The sequence below is a fragment of the Nitrosospira sp. Nsp13 genome, from assembly GCF_900101945.1.
Lineage (GTDB): Bacteria > Pseudomonadota > Gammaproteobacteria > Burkholderiales > Nitrosomonadaceae > Nitrosospira > Nitrosospira multiformis_D.
Window position 1 is genome coordinate 37,476 of sequence record NZ_FMVD01000006.1, and the last position, 17,266, is coordinate 54,741.

A 17,266-nucleotide genomic window follows, 5' to 3' on the forward strand; every position below is an offset into this window, starting at 1 on the left:
AGACTAATCCTCCCATTTTCCAGCTTCTACCAGCTTATTCTTGAGGCCGGGCAGTGGAAAGCCGAGTTCATAGGCTTTCTTTGCATAAGTTCTGGCCTGTTCATAATCTTTTTTCTGAACATAGAGCAAGCCGAGATTGTAGTTAATGGTGGGGTCTTCCGGCTGAAGGTTGCTGGCCTCTTTTAGCTGCGCAAAGGCTTCATCGTTTTTTCCCATTTTCATCAAATAGTTACTGTATATCATGCGAACTGTGCCGTCACTTGGCTTGAACCGGATGGCGCGATCGAATGCGCACCCCACGGAAAAATGTGCACCCCTCGGTTTCGCAGTCTTATCTCTAAGGCCAAGCTTTGCAAATGACGCTAATGCACGGTGATGGTTTGGAAAACGTTCAAGCGTATATGTCAAGTCTGCCCCCAAGTGTCCCGAAGCCCCTCCGGTCAGGTTTTCAACGTTTGGAGTAAAGTGGAATTTTTCAACGATGGGCAATTTTTTTTGCCTGTCATCACTATTTGTGTAGTCGCCACCCGTTGCCCCGTAGGCTTCGGTTAGCTCTCCGCAGTAAGGTTCTGCCTGAAGGTTTAACGAGACCGCAGAAATTATTAATGCGATCAGGTAAGATGCTAATTTCATAAAAGTCTCCTTCCAGGTAAATAATCCGGTCCGGACAATCGGTAAAGGTTCAAGATCAGGCTCGTTGCGCCACGCTATCAAGGAGATTGCTCAACTCCTTTGTTCTTGATCTACGCGAGCCTGCAAGCGCATTTTCCATCGATGCGATGGGAGCCTCATTTCCTTTGATCAATGCCAGAAAACGTAGCAGTTCCCGCATGATATCATTCCTGGAATCCAGGGGTGCCATCGTGTCGACTCCCACGCTGATTAATGCCGCGGCGGTATTTCCAACCGGGTCTGTCAGAGCCAGGATGGGACGGCGAGCACGTAGATACTCATAGAGTTTCGCTGGAATCTGGTTGTTGCAATTAGATGCCTGAAGAATTAGCAGACCGTCCGCAGCCAGCATTTCGGATAAAGCCTCGCGATAGGAAATGGGGGGCGCGAGCGAAACAATATCGCCAATCTTGTATTGATCTATCAGTTGAAGAAGATATTCATCGTGAGCGGTGGCCCGCAGGATCACGTGAAGGCTGGTGTGAGAAATCAACCCTTGCTGGGCGAGAGCCGCCAGGGCTTCAAAGAATTGCGTTGGGTCGCGTTCAGAAGGATAAATAATCCCGCTATGTATCAGAACGAGCCGAGCGTTTTTTTTTTGTTCCGTTATCCGGCTAGCCTCAGCCGCGGCAAAACTTTCTTCATCGTATCCATTCTCGATGAGATGGAAGCGCGAAGCGGGTGTTTGCGGAAACCTTTCTTTATAGTCATCAACCGCTCCGGGGGTAGTGAGAACCGCCTTGGTGCAACAGGTGACTGACTTTTTTTCGATCCACTGATACATTTGACGAGTAAGCCGATCGGGTGGATAGTCGACATCGGTCATTGGATCCCTGAAATCTGCAACCCATGGCAGTCTGGTCAATCGACTCAAAGTGAGTCCGATCAAATGCGCTGTCGCGATTGGATAAGTTGACCAGATGACATCGGGCCGGTATTTCCGGATCAGGTATAAACCCATGGGTATGGCTCCAAGCGACCAGGAGACCCAACGGTCTGGCAGTGCCAGCAGGCCGGGGTACCGTCTCATAAATGACAAGTGCCTGGACGTATCGAAACCAAATGCCCGATACACCGCTACCCGGTCCGAAATTGCTGCGACCTGATCGTTACTGGTACTGGCATAGGTTCTGGGATGAGCTGTCAGTATGATGGGTTCCCAATCAAATTCCGGGAGGTACCTGGAGAATTTGAGGGTTCGCAGAATGCCACTACTCCCGCGCATGGGAGGAAAGTGGAATGCGATCATTAAAACCCTTTTTACCATGATTCAATCCATTCCCTTGTCCAGACCGCGACCTGGTCACGCCACTCGCGCCGTGAAAAGGTATGGGTGGCCTCAGGTAAATTGAGCCGGGATACGCGCGGAGAGGCCAGCAGTTTTTGCCACTCGGGTGAACCGTTCACCACGTCCAGAAACTCCTGAGCCGTGAGATCATTGCCGCTGGTAATCAGGAGTAGTCTTCCTCCAAAACGGTTGAGTCCGGTGAACATCCGCTCCGGCAGGGGGGCACGATCGCAAGATTTGATCCCATCCATATTCGTGATTGCCACCGTACTTTTTTTTTGTTTTAAGACTGCGCCGACAGTCTTCGAAAATGATCGAATCGCCTCCGAATAATTAAAGCGTCCCTGTAATATCTTGCTCCATAAGCGTAGCTCAAATAGTCGGGCAATATAATAATGTTTCAGATAGACTTTAGCAGCTCCTTCATTCGTCCGTGCCCACGGATTAAGCAGTACCAGCCCCGTTACACGTTTATCCTGATGAGCATAGAAAAGCGCAGCCGACGCGGCGTCACATAATCCCCAAATCACCAGTTCATTGAGAGACGGAACTTCGTTCAGAAAGCTATCAATCGCGCAGTGCAGATCGTCATGCAAATCTTCGAATGTTCTCACATCTCCTTCGCTATCCCCCATTCCCCGGTAATCAAAACGCAGAACAGGCACACCATGAGCGGCAAGGTGGCGGGCAAGCAATGTGAATTGACGGTGGCTTCCAGCCCGGTATTGTGGTCCGCCCACTACGATCAGCACGCCTCTGGAAACGGAGGACTCGGGCAAGCTCAAAACTCCGTATAACCAGTTGCCGTTACATGAAAAGGTGAGTGCACGTTCCTCGAAATTCATGGAGCGCCATCGGCAAAAACGTTTGTCGTAGCCGATACCAATTCAGCGCATTCCGAAATCTCCTGGGTTGCCCAGAACGGCAGGCACGGCACAAGGTGCACATGCAAATCGACTCCATCCTGTTTCCACGTGCTTACAACCCTGGCTCCAGCGGGGGTCATGGGACGGTCCGGCTCGGCCACGATCTCGAACCAGTGCACGGAACTTCGCGTTACGATGAGTTCAGCCGCTTTCAGCGCATCAATAGCGGCAGCCAGATCCGGCGCAAGTTCGTAGCCAGCCACCTCAAGTGTTTCCCCACTTGCAAGGGTACTGCGCATCGCATGTGTCCCGGATGCTTTTTGGGTACCCTCGCCACTCGAGATCATTTCGTTAGCCAGCCGCAGGCGCAGAAACTGGGTGAGGAAGGATTCTCCGCTAATGATTGGTTGCCACAGGATGATCTTGTCAAGCGCATTTTCCAGATTCCTCGCGAAATCTAATGCCAGCAGCGCACCCAAACGCAAACCCCAAAGGCTGATGGGGGCAGTCACCCTGTTTTCCAGCCAGTTTCTCGCAAGGATCAGGTCTTGACTCCAAATATTCCAGCGAGCATCCGCAAATTCGCCGCTACTGTCACCACAGCCAAAAAGATCGATTTGCAATACACCAAGTCCCATCGCGGAAAATGCCCTTGCCTGTATCGCAGCCATCCGGCGGGATTTGTTCATCTCATCGCCAAATGGATGAACATAAATCAGTGCGCCACGGCATTCCTTGTCGGGGTGGGGGCCGTGATAAAGACAAAACCGCTCCCCGGAGCCGGTCTTCAGAAAAAAAGACTCGGCGGGGAGAGTACCCCGCAATTCCCTCATTCAGCCGATTTCTGCTCGACGAAGCGGGTCAGGCTGCCAAGAGTCTCAAAAGTGCTCGCACTGATCTCGTCATCGTCCACGGTGATGCCAAAGTGCTCTTCCAACGCAGTGATGACATTCACAACTGCCATCGAATCCAATTCAGGGAGGCTGCCCAGCAGGATTGAATCCTCCTTGAGAGAGTTTTTTCGCTCACCGAGGCTCAATACATCGGACAAAATGTTTTTTACTTCTTCAAGGTGCTGCATTGCTCACTCCATAGTTGGTTTGTCGTGGTCGGCAAATGAGTTTTTCCCGAGCCCCTGAGTGTTTAAACAAAATTCCGGAAAGGACTCTGGATTTAAAGATAGATGAAAATAAGGAGATATCGAGGCGAACGTGATTTGCCACCGTCCTGCACAAAAAAAAATGCAGCTGCCCAACGATACCGTGCCAAGGCGGGCATGGGCACCCAGCGAGCCGATATTGAATGCGGAAATGCGGCTACATGACCACAGAATATCGTTTTCACTCAAGACGCGGTTTGCTTCATCCCATAGCCGCGGAAAAGTTAACCCTAAACGGGAGTCTGGCGCCACATACACATCGAAATCCCACGCCGCCTGTTTTGCGGGCAGCGGAGTATAGCGTGCACGCACTTCATCCTCCTGGTAGCTCCCCAATAATAGCCACAGGAACCCAATAAACTGTTCCTCCTTAACCGCAACCAGGCATTTTGCACCCTGCTCGAATCGAGCCTCGATCGCTACTGCTGGCCTGGGGAATTGCCGGGTAATTTCGTCATGTGGCTGAATCACTCGAATTTCTATTTTCTTGCCTCTGCCCGGTGGAAGCAGGCTTGTCTTTGCCACCGGCTGCGCGATCAAGTAATACCTGTATAATCGCAGGTTCCCCTTGGAGATCATGACCAAAACTCTATTGAGCACGAAAAGACTGACATTGAACCAGCCCCATTGCTGCAACATCTGGTGAAACTCGTTCTTTCGGGCTGTTATTGATACCATAGTGCTCGCAACACATTGATGAGCCCGCTCATCTAATCTAATACGGGCGACCATCGAGGTTTAGTAGTTTTAATCTGCCATGCCGGTTACTGCGGTTATTGAACAGGTAGGTCGAATGCGGGATCGAGCGAGGGCTCTTCCAGCTGACTTTTCCCGTACATTCCGGTAAATTCCGCCGTTTCGGTACTTGGAGTAACGCCGCTTTTATCCGGAAACACCTGCGATTATTTCGCTAGAAATTAGATTTTGCCCTGTTCTGATTTTGGTGCGCGCTTGGCACATTAATAAAATTTACTAATAGTACTATAAGTCGTATGAAGTATTAAGTAAAAGTGAAAAGTGACTTCACTTTCCAGCGCATTATGGGCGGATCGTTTCAGTATTTTTACTTTCCGTGTCGAATTCCATTCCTTGTTTTCGTGGCTGAGAGTGTTGGGAATTAAAATCGCTATCACCTGCCTTTCTGGATTCAACTACCCAAATACGGAACGCTGTTAGCTGTGGCGTTCTCTGGACGGCGAGAATATCACCCAAGTGGAGTTCGAGGCCGAGCTATCCGGTTTTCTTGAACCTATGCGGAAGCTTCGGTGGAGCATGTGGGCACAGGCAAAGCAGGTAACGATTGTCACATAGTGTTATGTTATATTAACAAACTAACGCTTGGTTATGACGTTATTCCTCAGATCGAATGACAGCAATCATCAGTGGTATCCGATTAGAGCCACATTCGATCAGTTGATCCCGTATTCTGGTGTTACCCAAGTCCAAGTGTAACGGAGTGAATCGTCTTAACCATAGGCTGCGCAAACTTCCAGGATTCAAACCCGTGTTTGAAATATGCTTTGGGAACACGGTTCTTACATCAAACTACCGTTAATTGTCGTAGTTCAAACCCCAATCCACGAACTAAAAAATTGACCCTTATGGCGCAGACCCTATGGCGAATCTGAACGTAGTGATGATTTTGCCGACGTATAACGAGCGAGATAACATCGGTAATATAATCGATGCATTACAAGTGCAGTTTCGACATATGCCACATGACATGCACATTCTGGTGGTAGACGACACTTCGCCGGACGGAACCGCGGATGTCGTGCGGGAGAAACAAGTGACTTATTCTAACGTGCATTTGTTGATGGGGCAGAAGGCTGGGCTTGGAGCGGCTTATATCCGTGGGATGATTCATGCAATGGATAAGCTCCAGGCCGATGTCGTGTTCGAGATGGATGCAGATTTTTCTCACAAACCGGAAGATGTGCCTCGATTAATGGCCGCTCTTGATCAGGGAGCCGATTTTGTAATCGGAAGCCGCTATGTGAAAGGTGGATCGATCCCGAAGGAATGGGGGGTGCTGCGCCGCATGAATTCCCTGGGGGGAAATATCGTTGGGCGTTATATTGCGGGCGTCTACAAGATTCGCGATTGTACCGCGGGATTTCGGGCGATCAAGACCTCACTGTTAAGGAGAATCATATTTGAGGATCTTCGTGTCCAGGGCTACGCCTTTCAGGTGGCATTGCTTCATAAGGCTGTGTCGCTAGGTGCGATTGTTAAAGAAGTTCCGGTGGATTTTGTTGACCGGACCGAAGGGGAATCCAAACTTGGAATCTCGGACATTATCGAGTTTATCCTGAATGCCTGGTGGATCCGGTTGCATAGCTCGAAAACTTTCATCAAGTTTGCCATAGTGGGATTGTCCGGCGTAATTGTGAATCTTGGTGTGTTCACGCTGCTCCTTCAGGCGAACGTCAACAAGTATCTTGCTTCACCTATCTCGATCGAGGCGTCGATCATCACGAATTTCTTGCTAAATAATTACTGGACCTTTCGTCAGCGCAAATCCCGCGACCACTTACGCATAAAGGGTCTGAAATTCAATATGGTATCTCTCGTATCTCTGGTGGTAAGCTATTCAACGTTCGTGGTGCTATCAATACTGTTTCCCGCGACACCCCCAGAGATTCACCAGCTTGTGGGCATTGCCCCCGCGATGTTCATCAATTATTTCCTGAATTCTTATTGGACATTCAAGCATGCCCCCGACTCCCGGAATTGAAACAGCGGCATACTTGAAGCGCGCCCCTTGAAAATGGATGCCAGAGCTTACGGCAGTGAATGAAGGTGTGCACCAAGGGATATGAGTGGCTTCCGGCCGAAAGCTATAGTGCAAAAATAACGGATGCTGGCCATTGCTGGACGATTTTCCGCGGAGCAGGCTGTGAAGGCCGGACAATTAACAAAGTATGTTGCCTGATCTGATTGCCGCTCAGCTGCGGAATAGGATATAGCGACGAAGTAAAACTCACCGCCCGAAGGGCGCGCGCAGAAGTTTCTACGACGACGTCGATACTGATTCGGCGTTTCAAAGCAAATGGTCTGCTGTGTATAGCTATCACTGTTTCCGACAAGTTGTCGACAATCGGTTCGCGCTGAACACGGACATTGTGGCGCAAGGCGGAAATATGCGGATAAACCGACGCGGGCATCTTGCCGGCGTTGACTATTTCGAAATTTCAAGCGCGAAGTTGAGTCATCCTCACGGAAATTTTGTCACCGGCGTTTTTGGCACGTGGCATTATGACGAAGCACTCGGTGCTTTTGTTGCCTTGGACGAGATATCCAACGAGGGTGGAGGCGTATGAGATGCCGGTGTATGGCTATACAAACTGATAATGGCAATAGTTTCTGAATCAGAAACATATACATTGCTGCTTGCAGGGCTTGGTCTTATTGAATGGAGTGCACGCAGACAGTGCGTAAAGACTGGCGGGAGCATAATCACGGTTGAAGAAGGTCGGAATTTTACCGAGTAGATGTGCGGACGCCAGATACGGCGCAGGGTTGACCGCATTCATGGACTTAACACATATCACTGAATCCAACAGTTAGGCTCTTGCAATGACCATACAGGATGACTCAACCCGGATGCACATACAGCAACGCGAAACAGTTTTTGCGAGTTAACCCCCTGTTCCATGTCGTTTGCGCGCTCCTTCTACAAGCTTAGCCGCCTCAGCAAACAGCTCCGGATAGATTCGCATACATTCAGAGCGTTCGAAATAGACGCGCTGCTGATTTAGAGCCCGATTTGACTCATCTAGTTGAAATCCGAATACCTCCCAAGTATCTTGTTCACCATACGCCGCGTGTACAAAGTTGGCTGGGGAGAATGCCACATTCAGCATTACGGTACCCAGTTCCTTTTTGAAGTGCCCCGCTTCCCAATACCAGCGGGTAGGAGATTTACGATCTCCTTTCTCCGGAATTTTTTCGCAATTGTAGCTGCCGTAGCCGCTAAAATCGAACAAGTTGACACGTACCGTGGGATGACGTTGCCGTGCGGCGGATACCTCGCGGGTCATCAAGCTTTTCCATTCCTCGAATGCAGGCCACAATCCTGCTTCCTCAAAAAGAGCGAGTATTTGAGCATGATAGGGATAGATGATTAATTTAACGTCGCTGTGGGACTCGGCTGCCGTGTCGAGAATGGCGCGCAGATGATCAAAATCAGCAAGACTGAGCGAACCTTTCGCTTTTTTGAGATAGGTTTCCGTATTTTCTAGCGCTCTCTGCTGAAACAACGCATAGTGGCCTTCTTTGCGAACCATCGATCCATATTCATTCAGCGGATTGAACCCTCTAGGGGTTATCGTTTCCGTTTCATTATTATGCTGGATGAACAACGTATGAAAGGCGTCCTTCACGGAAGCTAGGGAGAATAAAGTATCGAAACGCCAGAACCAGCGGGTGATCGGATGTCGATCATCTATTCGGCGAGCCTGCGGTACGGCGAACGTCGATTTTTGCGGTACCGTCATGAAATCAAGAAATTCCACACCAAGGACAATAACCTTGGGTTTGATACCAATTTGGTGCAAGTATTCCACTTGTTCGTGGGCGTTACCAATGCCAGTCCCCGGTATCGCGAGGTTATATGCTGACATGCCATGTTGACCGAACACGGGTTCACCTGGATCGAAACCCACTTCAGCACGGGAGTGACCCAGTATGAACGCATCAGGGCGCATTGCGGCGGCTTGCGTAAGCTTGATTTCGTTCTGATAACGCGTAAGTCCGGGCTTGATAAGGTTGAAACCAGCACGAACCACGATGCGGTATTGATTATATGGGTCCACGATTACTACCAAAGCCACGGCAATCGTAATGCCAATCAAGACGTAAATCGCGAGATAGCGTAGAAAGAGCAGCGCATGGGGTGACTTTGGCATTGTTGCTCGCGCGTCAGAATTGGAAGTAAAGGAATTCGTTCGGACGATTCAACGATAGCAGACTGAGCAGCGTCAGGAGGCCGAGAAAAAACGCCCAGCGGGGTGATGGTGACCAGGTCAGCCAGCGTGTCAGGTGTCCGTTGGTGATTTCCGAAGATGCCTTGAAATCGAGGGCCGGCTCAAACCGGTGAATGAGTTCCTGCGTATTGGGCAGGAAAAACGCGATCCCCGCAGCGAAAATAATCCATCCCCACGTTTCAATGAAGCGCGAGCCTCCGCCTAAATAGAAGCTGACTCCAAAGTTCTGGAGAGTTGATGCTAATGTTCCAATTCGATTCCCAATGGCTTCCGGCAATGCAACACCGAAGCCGCCTGTCATGCCTCGAACAATTTCCCAAGAGGTCGCGAGGTCGGGTGAGCGAAAAAATACCCACGCAAAACATACTGCAACAAAGGTCATAATAGTAGCGATCAGCTTCCATGCCACCGATTCAGAAGGAAAATTCAAGCGTTTCGAAATCGCAACCCAAGTGTGATGAATAACTAGAAAGAGACCATGGAGGCCACCCCAAATGATAAAATTCCAGCCGGCACCGTGCCACATGCCACCCAGAAGCATGACAGACATCAGATTGCGGTAACGGTTGAACGAACCAGATCGACTCCCCCCAAGCGGAAAGTATAAATAATCGCGAAGGAAACGCGACAGTGTCATATGCCATCTCCGCCAAAACTCGCTGATATTGGCTGCTTTGTATGGGGAATTGAAATTGAGAGGAAGCTTGACTCCAAACAAACGCGACAAGCCAATGGCCATATCCGAGTATGCCGAGAAGTCGAAGTAAAGTTGAAAGGTATAAGCAAGCACCCCACCCCACGCAAGCAATAATGAGGGTGAACCCGTGTTTTCGAACAAAGGGCTCGCATACGGGGCGAGATTATCGGCGATCAGTACCTTCTTGGCGAGGCCGATGCAAAATATTGTGAAGCCCACAGCAAAGTTGGTGGGTGAAGGCCTGTATATTCTTTCATCGGCGAATTGTGGCATCATTTCCTTGTGATGCAGCACCGGCCCGGCGATGAGATGAGGAAAGTAGGTAACAAACAATAGGTAATGGACGAATCGATATTCGTTTACCTTACCCTCGTACGTGTCAACGAGGAAAGCGATCTGGGTGAATGTATAAAACGATATGCCAATTGGGAGAACAATATCCAGCGTTTGGAAATCGGCTCCATTTAGAATGTTGATTGCGTCCAGAAAGAAATTGGCGTATTTGAAGTAGACAAGCAAAAGTAGATTGAATGTAACTGAAAAGACCAGCCAGTACTTCCGAACAGGTTTAAGTGCTTGTGCAATGCGTAGACCGGCACAATAATTGAACCCGATTGAAGCAAGAAGCAGGGGGATATACCGGTAATCCCAATACCCGTAAAAAAATAGAGACGCTAAAGCAAGCCATCCCGCCGCCCATGTATGGTTACGGCGGCCCAGCCAGAAGAAAACTACAACTATGACTGGCAGATAGATAAAAATGAAAATAAAGGAATTAAACAGCATAGGTTAAGAAGTGCCGGTTACGGTTACGTGAGGCAGTGCAGCAGTATGGCATTATAAAACGCATAAATGTCTTTCGGAACCGGCCTTTGGTACAGTTATATTACGGTAACCTTGATATATATTTTCACTCTCCAAGCCTCAGCAAGGTCGCGCCGTGGTCCAATATAGATCGGGTAACGTTTGATGTAGAGGAAGCTTCGCGGATGGCTCAGCCCGGCTCACCGGGGAAAACAGTGGGCCTCTAAGCTATTTCCCTTCTTAAAATTCTTCTCATAAAATGGGCTTGAGATGGAAAATAACTATTAAGAGGTTGATTTGCAATGTATTAACGGAAAATAATATTAATGCGAATTCTTCATATACTTGATCACTCCCTTCCACTGCATAGCGGCTATACTTTCCGCACCTTGTCTATTCTGAAGGAGCAACGTGCTCTGGGGTGGGAAACCTTCCATCTGACGGGGCCGAAGCAGGGAAATTGCGGAGTGCTTGAAGAGGATGTCGATGGATGGCATTTTTATCGCACCCTACCCGCGATCGGTCTCACGTCTAAACTACCCATCGTGAACCAGACCGCCGTCATCGATCGCCTGACTCACCGGTTGAATGAGGTAGCTGAAGTCGTCAAGCCGGATATTCTGCACGCTCACTCCCCTGTCCTGAATGCCATACCCGCTTTGCGGGTGGGTCGGCGCAGGAGTATTCCAGTCGTCTATGAGATCAGGGCTTTCTGGGAAGACGCTGCAGTGGACCACGGTACCAGCCGCGAATGGGGCATTCGATATCGCCTTACCAGAGGATTGGAGAGTTACGCGCTGAGGCATGTTGATGCTGTCACCACCATCTGCGAAGGGCTGCGAAGCGACATCCTTGGGCGGGGTATCGCGCCGGGAAAGGTTACTGTCATACCCAATGCCGTAAATATTGAAAATTTTAGCCTGAACGATTCTCCCGATTTGCAACTCGCCAAAGACCTCGGCCTTGATGGCAAGCTGCTGCTTGGTTTCATCGGCTCGTTCTACGCATATGAAGGCTTGAGTATCCTGCTGCAGGCACTTCCGGAGATGCTTTCCAGCAATCCGGACATTCGCGTCCTGCTGGTTGGCGGCGGTCCCCAGGAACAGGAATTGAAGGCGCTTGCCATGCAACTGGGTCTGGAAGACAAGGTGATCTTTACCGGCCGTGTTCCTCATGATCAGGTGCAGCGCTATTACAATCTGATCAATGTACTCGTCTACCCACGGCTTAGGATGCGGCTCACTGATCTTGTAACACCGCTCAAGCCGCTTGAAGCCATGGCGCAAGGCCGGCTTGTCGTGGCTTCGGATGTGGGGGGGCATCTCGAACTGATCGAAGACGGAAAAACCGGCATTCTTTTTAAGGCAGGCACCCCTCACGCCTTAGCAGCCAAGGTTTTGGACCTTCTTGCCAGACCGGACCTGTGGCCCGGTCTCCGGGCCGCGGCCCGAAACTTTGTGGAAACACAGCGAACCTGGCAGGGCAGCGTCGCTCGCTACAAAAACGTATACGGTTCACTTGTTCGCAAGGACTCGGAGTGATGGCATCGGGCATGCGCATCGGACTGGTGGGACCTCTGCCTCCGCCTTCCGGAGGGATGGCGAATCAAACATTGCAATTGGCAAAATTGTTGCGCGCAGAAGGCGCCACGGTGGAAGTGGTTCAGGTTAACCGTCCTTATCGCCCACATTGGGTTGGCGGACTCAAGGGGATCCGGGCGGCGTTCCGGCTTATACCTTATCTGGCTCATTTATGGCAATCCGCGGCTAATGTGCGGTTATTTCATGTGATGGCGAATTCGGGGTGGTCATGGCACCTCTTTGCCGCCCCCGCAATCTGGATAGCCAGGATCAGGGGGATACCGGTCATCGTTAATTACCGGGGAGGCGAAGCGGATGCTTTCTTTGACAAATCCTTTGCCTGGATCAAACCCAGCCTGCGCCGGACAGATGCGATCATTGTTCCTTCGGGTTTTCTCGAAACTGTGTTTGGGAAGCGCGGTTTTCAGACCCGCATCGTACCCAACATTATCGACCTCAGCCGCTTTTCCGCTGAGACCGGTATGGCCGCTCTCTTGAGGACAGATGCCCCGCATATCATCGTTACCCGCAATCTGGAGTTAATCTACGACAATGCCACGGTGTTGCGTGCCTTCAGTATCGTCAGACAAACATTTTCCACGGCGACACTTACCATTGCCGGCACCGGTCCGGAGCGGCAGGCACTTGAGAAGCTCGCGGCCGAGCTCGGTATGGCGGATGCGATAACTTTTACGGGCCGAATTGACAATGAAGGCATGGCCGATCTTTATCGTAGCGCTGATATCATGGTGAATCCCAGCCTCGCCGATAATATGCCTATTTCGATATTGGAAGCATTGGCTAGCGGTGTCCCGGTTGTCAGCACGGATGTAGGAGGCGTACCCTACCTGGTGGAGCATGGAGAAACCGCTTTGCTGGTGCCTGTAAAAGATCCGGTAGCCATGGCTGGAGCCATTCTTACGTTGCTTAACGAACCAGCCAGAGCCAGGAAAATCCGTGAGGCGGGCATCGCGTCGGTGCAGCAGTATACCTGGCCGAACGTGCGTGACCGATTGCTGGCGGTTTACGAGCATGTGCTGGCAAAAACAAACAAGCCGTTAGTGGATGGTGAAGGCTGATTAAGTTATGGGCTTATACACATCATTGATCTCGGGGCTGTTTTTCCCCCTCCACGAGCGTTTCAAGAAGCACAGCAGTGTAGTGGTGCGTGAGCAGATGGAAGTCTCCCAGTGGTGGGAAGACAAGCGCCTGAAAGCGCTGCAGCTTTCCAGGCTGTGCCAGCTGCTTACGCACGTCGAGACACACGTACCCTACTATCGCGAGCTCTTCACGAAGATTGGCTTTAAAGCGCGAGATGTCCATTCGCTATCCGATCTTGCCCACCTGCCGCTTCTCGACAAAACCATCATTCGCCACAATGTCGGGGCGCTCAAGTCGGAGAATGCCCGGCACCTTGCCCGTTTCAATACGGGCGGCTCCAGCGGCGATCCGCTGATCTTTTACATTGGCAAAGAACGTGTGAGTCACGATGTCGCGGCGAAATGGCGTGCCACCCGCTGGTGGGGAGTGGATATCGGCGACCCGGAGATCGTGGTCTGGGGTTCGCCCATCGAACTCGGCGCGCAGGATGGGGTACGTGCCCTGCGCGACCGGCTGCTCAGGACAAGGCTACTTCCTGCCTTCGAGATGTCGGCGCAAAAACTTGATCAATTCCTCGATGAGATTCGGAGCGTGCGGCCAAGAATGCTCTTTGGTTACCCCTCCGCCCTATCTCATATCGCCCGTCATGCCGCGGCAAAGGGACAGCGTATGGATGACCTGGGCATCCGCGTTGCGTTTGTGACGTCGGAACGGCTCTACGATGAACAGCGTCAACAGATCGGTAATATTTTTGGTTGCCCGGTGGCGAACGGCTATGGCGGCCGCGATGCGGGTTTTATCGCACATGAATGTCCTCAGGGCGGGATGCATATCACTGCCGAGGACATTATCGTCGAGATCGTGGATCAACAGGGCGCACCTTTACCTTATGGCGAGGCGGGGGAAATAGTCGTGACCCACCTTGCCACCCGAGACTTCCCTTTCATTCGCTATCGTACTGGCGACATCGGTGTATTGGATAGTAAGCCCTGCACCTGTGGGCGGGGGCTTCCTTTACTCAGGGAAATCCAGGGCCGTAGTACTGATTTTCTGGTTGCCCAGAATGGTACAGTGATGCATGGTCTGGCCCTGATTTATATCCTACGCGATTTGCCGCAGATTCTGGCCTTTAAGATCATTCAGGAAAGCCTGGATTCTACCCGCGTACTAACGGTTTCCGAGGAGGAGCTCTCCCCGGAACTTGTCGAGAAAATCAAGGTAGGGTTCAAAGCTCGGCTCGGACAAGGGGTGAGGATAGCAGTCGAGGAAGTCACGGAAATTCCGGCAGAAAAATCAGGTAAGTTCCGCTATGTGGTGAGCATGGTTGCTCCGGGTTAATGAAAAATGTCTCTTCCATGACATCCTATGGGCTAATAGTCTATTAGTGCATAGGGTCTCATGGGAGGCTTGCAATAGAAAGCATCGCATGGTTCAGATAGTGGATGGAATTGGTAATCCTGAATGGTCGAGCGATTCGAAGGGGACCGTAGCTGACTTGCTGACTCATTTAGTCCGAAATCAATATGGAACGTGCGGTTAGAGAGTTCTCTTTGCCATTAATGTATCGCGAGCGTTTCCGATAGCCTGGACTGCCCAGCGGTCGAAAATATAGTGTTTTAGGGACGACCTTGGAATGAGCTCGTGATTCTTGGCGTCCAGGTAAAGGGTTTCAATATGATCGGGCAGCACCGATAAGCCTGACGGCTTTATGCGTGCCCTGATCAACTGGTTCTGAAAATGTCTCAGACTGTAGCGTCTTAATCGGCGAATATAAAACATTGGGTCAAAAACTGAAGCCCACATTATGGATTCATAACGAAAAGTTGCGGTTGGGACAACCCGTGCAAGATCATGATTCCACCCCTTGCTCGGGTCAAGATTCCATAATGCTAAAGCCCCTATCAGGCTGTCATCTCCAATCAAGCCTTGAGGGAGTCGGATGCGTTGCGCCCGCAGCCGGCTAACAAAGTCTTGAGAGAGTGCGTACAAGTTACCCGCAAATCCACCATGCATGATAATGTCGTGCCGAAAAATACCGAGTGATATATTGTGATGGCTCGGGACGCCGGAGGCCGCGTTGACATTTTTGTCGCTCAAGAGCGATTCTTCAAGCTGTTGCAGCGATCCATTTTCGACCTGACAGTCTCCATCCGTAAAAAAATAGCTTTCGGCTTCAGGAGCAATCTCGTGGACAAAGTGATTCCATGCGTTCGCCTTATCACCGACTTCCAATACAATGACCCTTACCCATGGCGCCTTCAGTGCGTATTCAGTCACGTGAGCAACTGTATCATCGTTGCAACCATTTGCGATTACATAGCAGGTTGTGTTGGGAAGTAGAGGGGAAAGACGCAAGGCCTCAAGGCATCCAAGAATCTTGCGGGATTCATTGTGAGCGAAGACAGCAATTGCTCGTCGCCTTGACGCATCAGTGAAAGCGGTTGGGTCCAAGTGCATTAAATGGCAATCCCAAGATCAGTGTGGATAATCCAATTAAAAATACTATCGGTCGTGTTCGCCGCTATTGCAGTTAACCAATAATAATAGCTACGCAATAAACCTTTCAAGACGAGTCATCATGCAATCGTATTCCAATATGCTGCCATGCTTTCCCCGGTTGACGACAAATAGATTCATGAGAGAAAAACCAAGTGACTCAAAATACATCAAAGACTTTGTATAATGCGGACTTTCTTCATATATTGGTGTTACAGATAATTCCGCCTGTAGACCAATAATGTCATCAATACGATTTCCAATACCTTGAACTACCTCTATGTCATAGCCTTGAGTATCTGTTTTCAGAAAAACGCGAGGATTCTCAATCCCGGATACAAGTTCCGGAAATATTGAGTCCAAGCGTTTGACTTCAATCATTTCGACGTTTTTTTTTGCTTGGAACTTTGGCTCTAGAAAAGAGCTGAAAACGGTACCAGATTGTTCAATAATGTTAAATGGTTTTCTTGAATGTTCGTTGCCTAACGCAAAATTAAAAGTCTTCCAACGGGCATCTTCTTGAGATAAACGAGATAATTCAAGATAATCCTTCTGAATAGGTTCAAAAGAAAAGATATACCCCTCGTAGCCCATCATTCTAAGATGGTGCGCATATTTCCCATTATTTGCGCCTACATCGAAAACGCAATTTATTCCCCACTTCAAAAGGTAATCACATAAATATTGTTGCTCGTAAAGTCGCCTGACGGGTTGAGCCTCAGGGATTCTGATTCCAATTTTTAACGCCGCATGCGCCATAACTGTAAAGGCATCTTCAGTCAAATTAATCTCCTGAGTAATCGGATAACCTTGAGTAACGCATGCTCATTTGTGCGAGTATACGAACTGTCTATGTGTATAGGTCTAAGGCGGCTAGCTCGTTGAAATCGATATTGGTTAACCCGATGCCGGTTTTTTACGGGTTGCCACATCAAGTGCATCTGCAATTTCTCGGGGCGAACGACCTGCTGCCTGGTTATGAGCATAAGCGAATAGAATTGGCATAGCAAATTTGTCATCCTTCAGGCTCTCAATAAAAACCGATCTGAAGCAACCCGAGAGCTCCTTTTTTAAGCTATCTTTCGTGAACTTGATAACGTGACTCGGTTCGTCTATTGGACCCAGGCAGTTGTCGGGAACAAATAACATCAAAGTCCCCGAAGGCTTAAGGATTCGGCGTAACCCGTTTAGAAATCTCTGTCTCCGGATTATGTGCTCAAGCACTTGCGACGCTATGACGATATCGAATTGTTGATCGGGCAGGGGTAGATTGGGCAGTCGGGCGTGATGCATGGTAATCCCATGCCCGCTTAGAACCTCAACGGCACGACGGGAAACCTCAAGTCCCTCAAGATTTACATAGCCATGTTCCTTCAAGTATCGAAGGAGAGTACCGGTGCCACAACCGACATCGAGAATGCGGTCTGTGGTCGACGAAAGACTTCGCACCAGGTGATTCTTGGTCGGCCATTCGCGGGTGCCAGCCTGCCAGCTTATGTCAAAGGCCGCGTCCCAATACTCTTCCGATTCGTGCCGCGTATGAATGTTTGCCAGTAAATGGTAGCCGAGCGGAAAGTGTTCGGAAAAGAAATTTTTTATACGCCACGGTATCATA

The 17,266-nt window shown here is 50.0% G+C and carries 16 protein-coding genes; 5 read left to right on the forward strand and 11 right to left on the reverse strand.

Going from position 1 to position 17,266, the window contains the following annotated elements; translation table 11 throughout:
- Positions 1–3 precede the first annotated feature (3 nt).
- Genes BLO43_RS08800 through BLO43_RS08825 form a run of 6 tightly spaced genes read right to left on the reverse strand, consistent with a single transcriptional unit; the run spans position 4 to position 4,663 of the window.
- Positions 4–633: a tetratricopeptide repeat protein gene (locus BLO43_RS08800; RefSeq protein ID WP_090906756.1), complete on the reverse strand. Its 630-nt coding sequence runs from the start codon at positions 631–633 to the stop codon at positions 4–6.
- A 55-nt stretch (positions 634–688) separates the two neighbouring features.
- Positions 689–1,939: a glycosyltransferase gene (locus BLO43_RS08805; protein WP_090906757.1), complete on the reverse strand. Its 1,251-nt coding sequence runs from the start codon at positions 1,937–1,939 to the stop codon at positions 689–691.
- Positions 1,933–2,805 (reverse strand): hydrolase 1, exosortase A system-associated, encoded by an 873-nt coding sequence (locus BLO43_RS08810; protein ID WP_090906758.1) that lies wholly within the window; start codon positions 2,803–2,805, stop codon positions 1,933–1,935. The genes BLO43_RS08805 and BLO43_RS08810 overlap by 7 nt, the downstream gene beginning before the upstream one ends.
- Entirely contained in the window at positions 2,802–3,659 is an 858-nt protein-coding gene (locus BLO43_RS08815) for a hydrolase 2, exosortase A system-associated (protein WP_090906759.1), read from the reverse strand. Before BLO43_RS08815 ends, BLO43_RS08810 begins: the two co-directional genes overlap by 4 nt.
- Entirely contained in the window at positions 3,656–3,907 is a 252-nt protein-coding gene (locus BLO43_RS08820; RefSeq protein ID WP_074630455.1) for an acyl carrier protein, read from the reverse strand. The genes BLO43_RS08815 and BLO43_RS08820 overlap by 4 nt, the downstream gene beginning before the upstream one ends.
- Positions 3,908–3,910: 3 nt before the next feature.
- The gene (locus BLO43_RS08825; protein ID WP_139149259.1) at positions 3,911–4,663 is read right to left on the reverse strand and encodes a GNAT family N-acetyltransferase; all 753 of its coding nucleotides are present in this window, start codon (positions 4,661–4,663) and stop codon (positions 3,911–3,913) included.
- A gap of 937 nt (positions 4,664–5,600) precedes the next feature.
- Here BLO43_RS08825 and BLO43_RS08830 point away from each other — a divergent pair.
- Positions 5,601–6,722 (forward strand): GtrA family protein, encoded by a 1,122-nt coding sequence (locus BLO43_RS08830; RefSeq protein ID WP_090906761.1) that lies wholly within the window; start codon positions 5,601–5,603, stop codon positions 6,720–6,722.
- 406 nt (positions 6,723–7,128) lie between these two features.
- Positions 7,129–7,308, forward strand: coding sequence for a hypothetical protein (locus BLO43_RS08835; RefSeq protein ID WP_090906762.1), 180 nt, complete (start codon positions 7,129–7,131; stop codon positions 7,306–7,308).
- A 318-nt stretch (positions 7,309–7,626) separates the two neighbouring features.
- On the opposite strand, the gene BLO43_RS08840 is transcribed toward BLO43_RS08835, so the two are convergent.
- Positions 7,627–8,895, reverse strand: a complete 1,269-nt coding sequence (locus BLO43_RS08840; RefSeq protein ID WP_090906763.1) for a hypothetical protein — start codon at positions 8,893–8,895, stop codon at positions 7,627–7,629.
- A gap of 13 nt (positions 8,896–8,908) precedes the next feature.
- Positions 8,909–10,456, reverse strand: a complete 1,548-nt coding sequence (locus BLO43_RS08845) for an MBOAT family O-acyltransferase (RefSeq protein WP_090906764.1) — start codon at positions 10,454–10,456, stop codon at positions 8,909–8,911.
- A gap of 344 nt (positions 10,457–10,800) precedes the next feature.
- On the opposite strand from BLO43_RS08845, the gene BLO43_RS08850 reads away from it, so the two are divergent.
- From BLO43_RS08850 to BLO43_RS08860, 3 genes are read left to right on the forward strand one after another with little or no spacing between them, the layout of a single operon-like run.
- A complete protein-coding gene (locus BLO43_RS08850; RefSeq protein WP_090906765.1) occupies positions 10,801–12,015 on the forward strand; it encodes a TIGR04063 family PEP-CTERM/XrtA system glycosyltransferase in 1,215 nt (404 codons plus the stop codon).
- Positions 12,015–13,133: a glycosyltransferase family 4 protein gene (locus tag BLO43_RS08855; protein WP_090906766.1), complete on the forward strand. Its 1,119-nt coding sequence runs from the start codon at positions 12,015–12,017 to the stop codon at positions 13,131–13,133. Before BLO43_RS08850 ends, BLO43_RS08855 begins: the two co-directional genes overlap by 1 nt.
- Positions 13,134–13,140: 7 nt before the next feature.
- On the forward strand, positions 13,141–14,493 hold the full coding sequence (locus BLO43_RS08860; protein WP_090906767.1) for a phenylacetate--CoA ligase family protein: 1,353 nt from the start codon (positions 13,141–13,143) through the stop codon (positions 14,491–14,493).
- A 198-nt stretch (positions 14,494–14,691) separates the two neighbouring features.
- Here BLO43_RS08860 and BLO43_RS08865 read toward each other — a convergent pair whose 3' ends face one another.
- The 3 genes from BLO43_RS08865 to BLO43_RS08875 all read right to left on the reverse strand — a co-directional run bounded on the left by BLO43_RS08865 (position 14,692) and on the right by BLO43_RS08875 (position 17,265).
- The gene (locus BLO43_RS08865) at positions 14,692–15,612 is read right to left on the reverse strand and encodes a glycosyltransferase (protein WP_090906768.1); all 921 of its coding nucleotides are present in this window, start codon (positions 15,610–15,612) and stop codon (positions 14,692–14,694) included.
- A gap of 90 nt (positions 15,613–15,702) precedes the next feature.
- Positions 15,703–16,434, reverse strand: a complete 732-nt coding sequence (locus BLO43_RS08870; RefSeq protein ID WP_090906769.1) for an FkbM family methyltransferase — start codon at positions 16,432–16,434, stop codon at positions 15,703–15,705.
- A gap of 114 nt (positions 16,435–16,548) precedes the next feature.
- Positions 16,549–17,265, reverse strand: a complete 717-nt coding sequence (locus BLO43_RS08875) for a class I SAM-dependent methyltransferase (RefSeq protein ID WP_090906770.1) — start codon at positions 17,263–17,265, stop codon at positions 16,549–16,551.
- Position 17,266: the final 1 nt, after the last annotated feature.

Bases quoted from the DNA above. Each gene is read 5' to 3' on its own strand.
- BLO43_RS08820 (WP_074630455.1), bottom strand. From the start codon at position 3,907: ATGCAGCACCTTGAAGAAGTAAAAAACATTTTGTCCGATGTATTGAGC.
- BLO43_RS08805 (WP_090906757.1), bottom strand. From the start codon at position 1,939: ATGGTAAAAAGGGTTTTAATGATCGCATTCCACTTTCCTCCCATGCGC.
- BLO43_RS08835 (WP_090906762.1), top strand. From the start codon at position 7,129: ATGCGGATAAACCGACGCGGGCATCTTGCCGGCGTTGACTATTTCGAA.
- BLO43_RS08815 (WP_090906759.1), bottom strand. From the start codon at position 3,659: ATGAGGGAATTGCGGGGTACTCTCCCCGCCGAGTCTTTTTTTCTGAAG.
- BLO43_RS08810 (WP_090906758.1), bottom strand. From the start codon at position 2,805: ATGAATTTCGAGGAACGTGCACTCACCTTTTCATGTAACGGCAACTGG.
- BLO43_RS08800 (WP_090906756.1), bottom strand. From the start codon at position 633: ATGAAATTAGCATCTTACCTGATCGCATTAATAATTTCTGCGGTCTCG.
- BLO43_RS08875 (WP_090906770.1), bottom strand. From the start codon at position 17,265: ATGATACCGTGGCGTATAAAAAATTTCTTTTCCGAACACTTTCCGCTC.
- BLO43_RS08840 (WP_090906763.1), bottom strand. From the start codon at position 8,895: ATGCCAAAGTCACCCCATGCGCTGCTCTTTCTACGCTATCTCGCGATT.
- BLO43_RS08860 (WP_090906767.1), top strand. From the start codon at position 13,141: ATGGGCTTATACACATCATTGATCTCGGGGCTGTTTTTCCCCCTCCAC.
- BLO43_RS08845 (WP_090906764.1), bottom strand. From the start codon at position 10,456: ATGCTGTTTAATTCCTTTATTTTCATTTTTATCTATCTGCCAGTCATA.
- BLO43_RS08830 (WP_090906761.1), top strand. From the start codon at position 5,601: ATGGCGAATCTGAACGTAGTGATGATTTTGCCGACGTATAACGAGCGA.
- BLO43_RS08825 (WP_139149259.1), bottom strand. From the start codon at position 4,663: ATGGTATCAATAACAGCCCGAAAGAACGAGTTTCACCAGATGTTGCAG.
- BLO43_RS08850 (WP_090906765.1), top strand. From the start codon at position 10,801: ATGCGAATTCTTCATATACTTGATCACTCCCTTCCACTGCATAGCGGC.
- BLO43_RS08865 (WP_090906768.1), bottom strand. From the start codon at position 15,612: ATGCACTTGGACCCAACCGCTTTCACTGATGCGTCAAGGCGACGAGCA.
- BLO43_RS08855 (WP_090906766.1), top strand. From the start codon at position 12,015: ATGGCATCGGGCATGCGCATCGGACTGGTGGGACCTCTGCCTCCGCCT.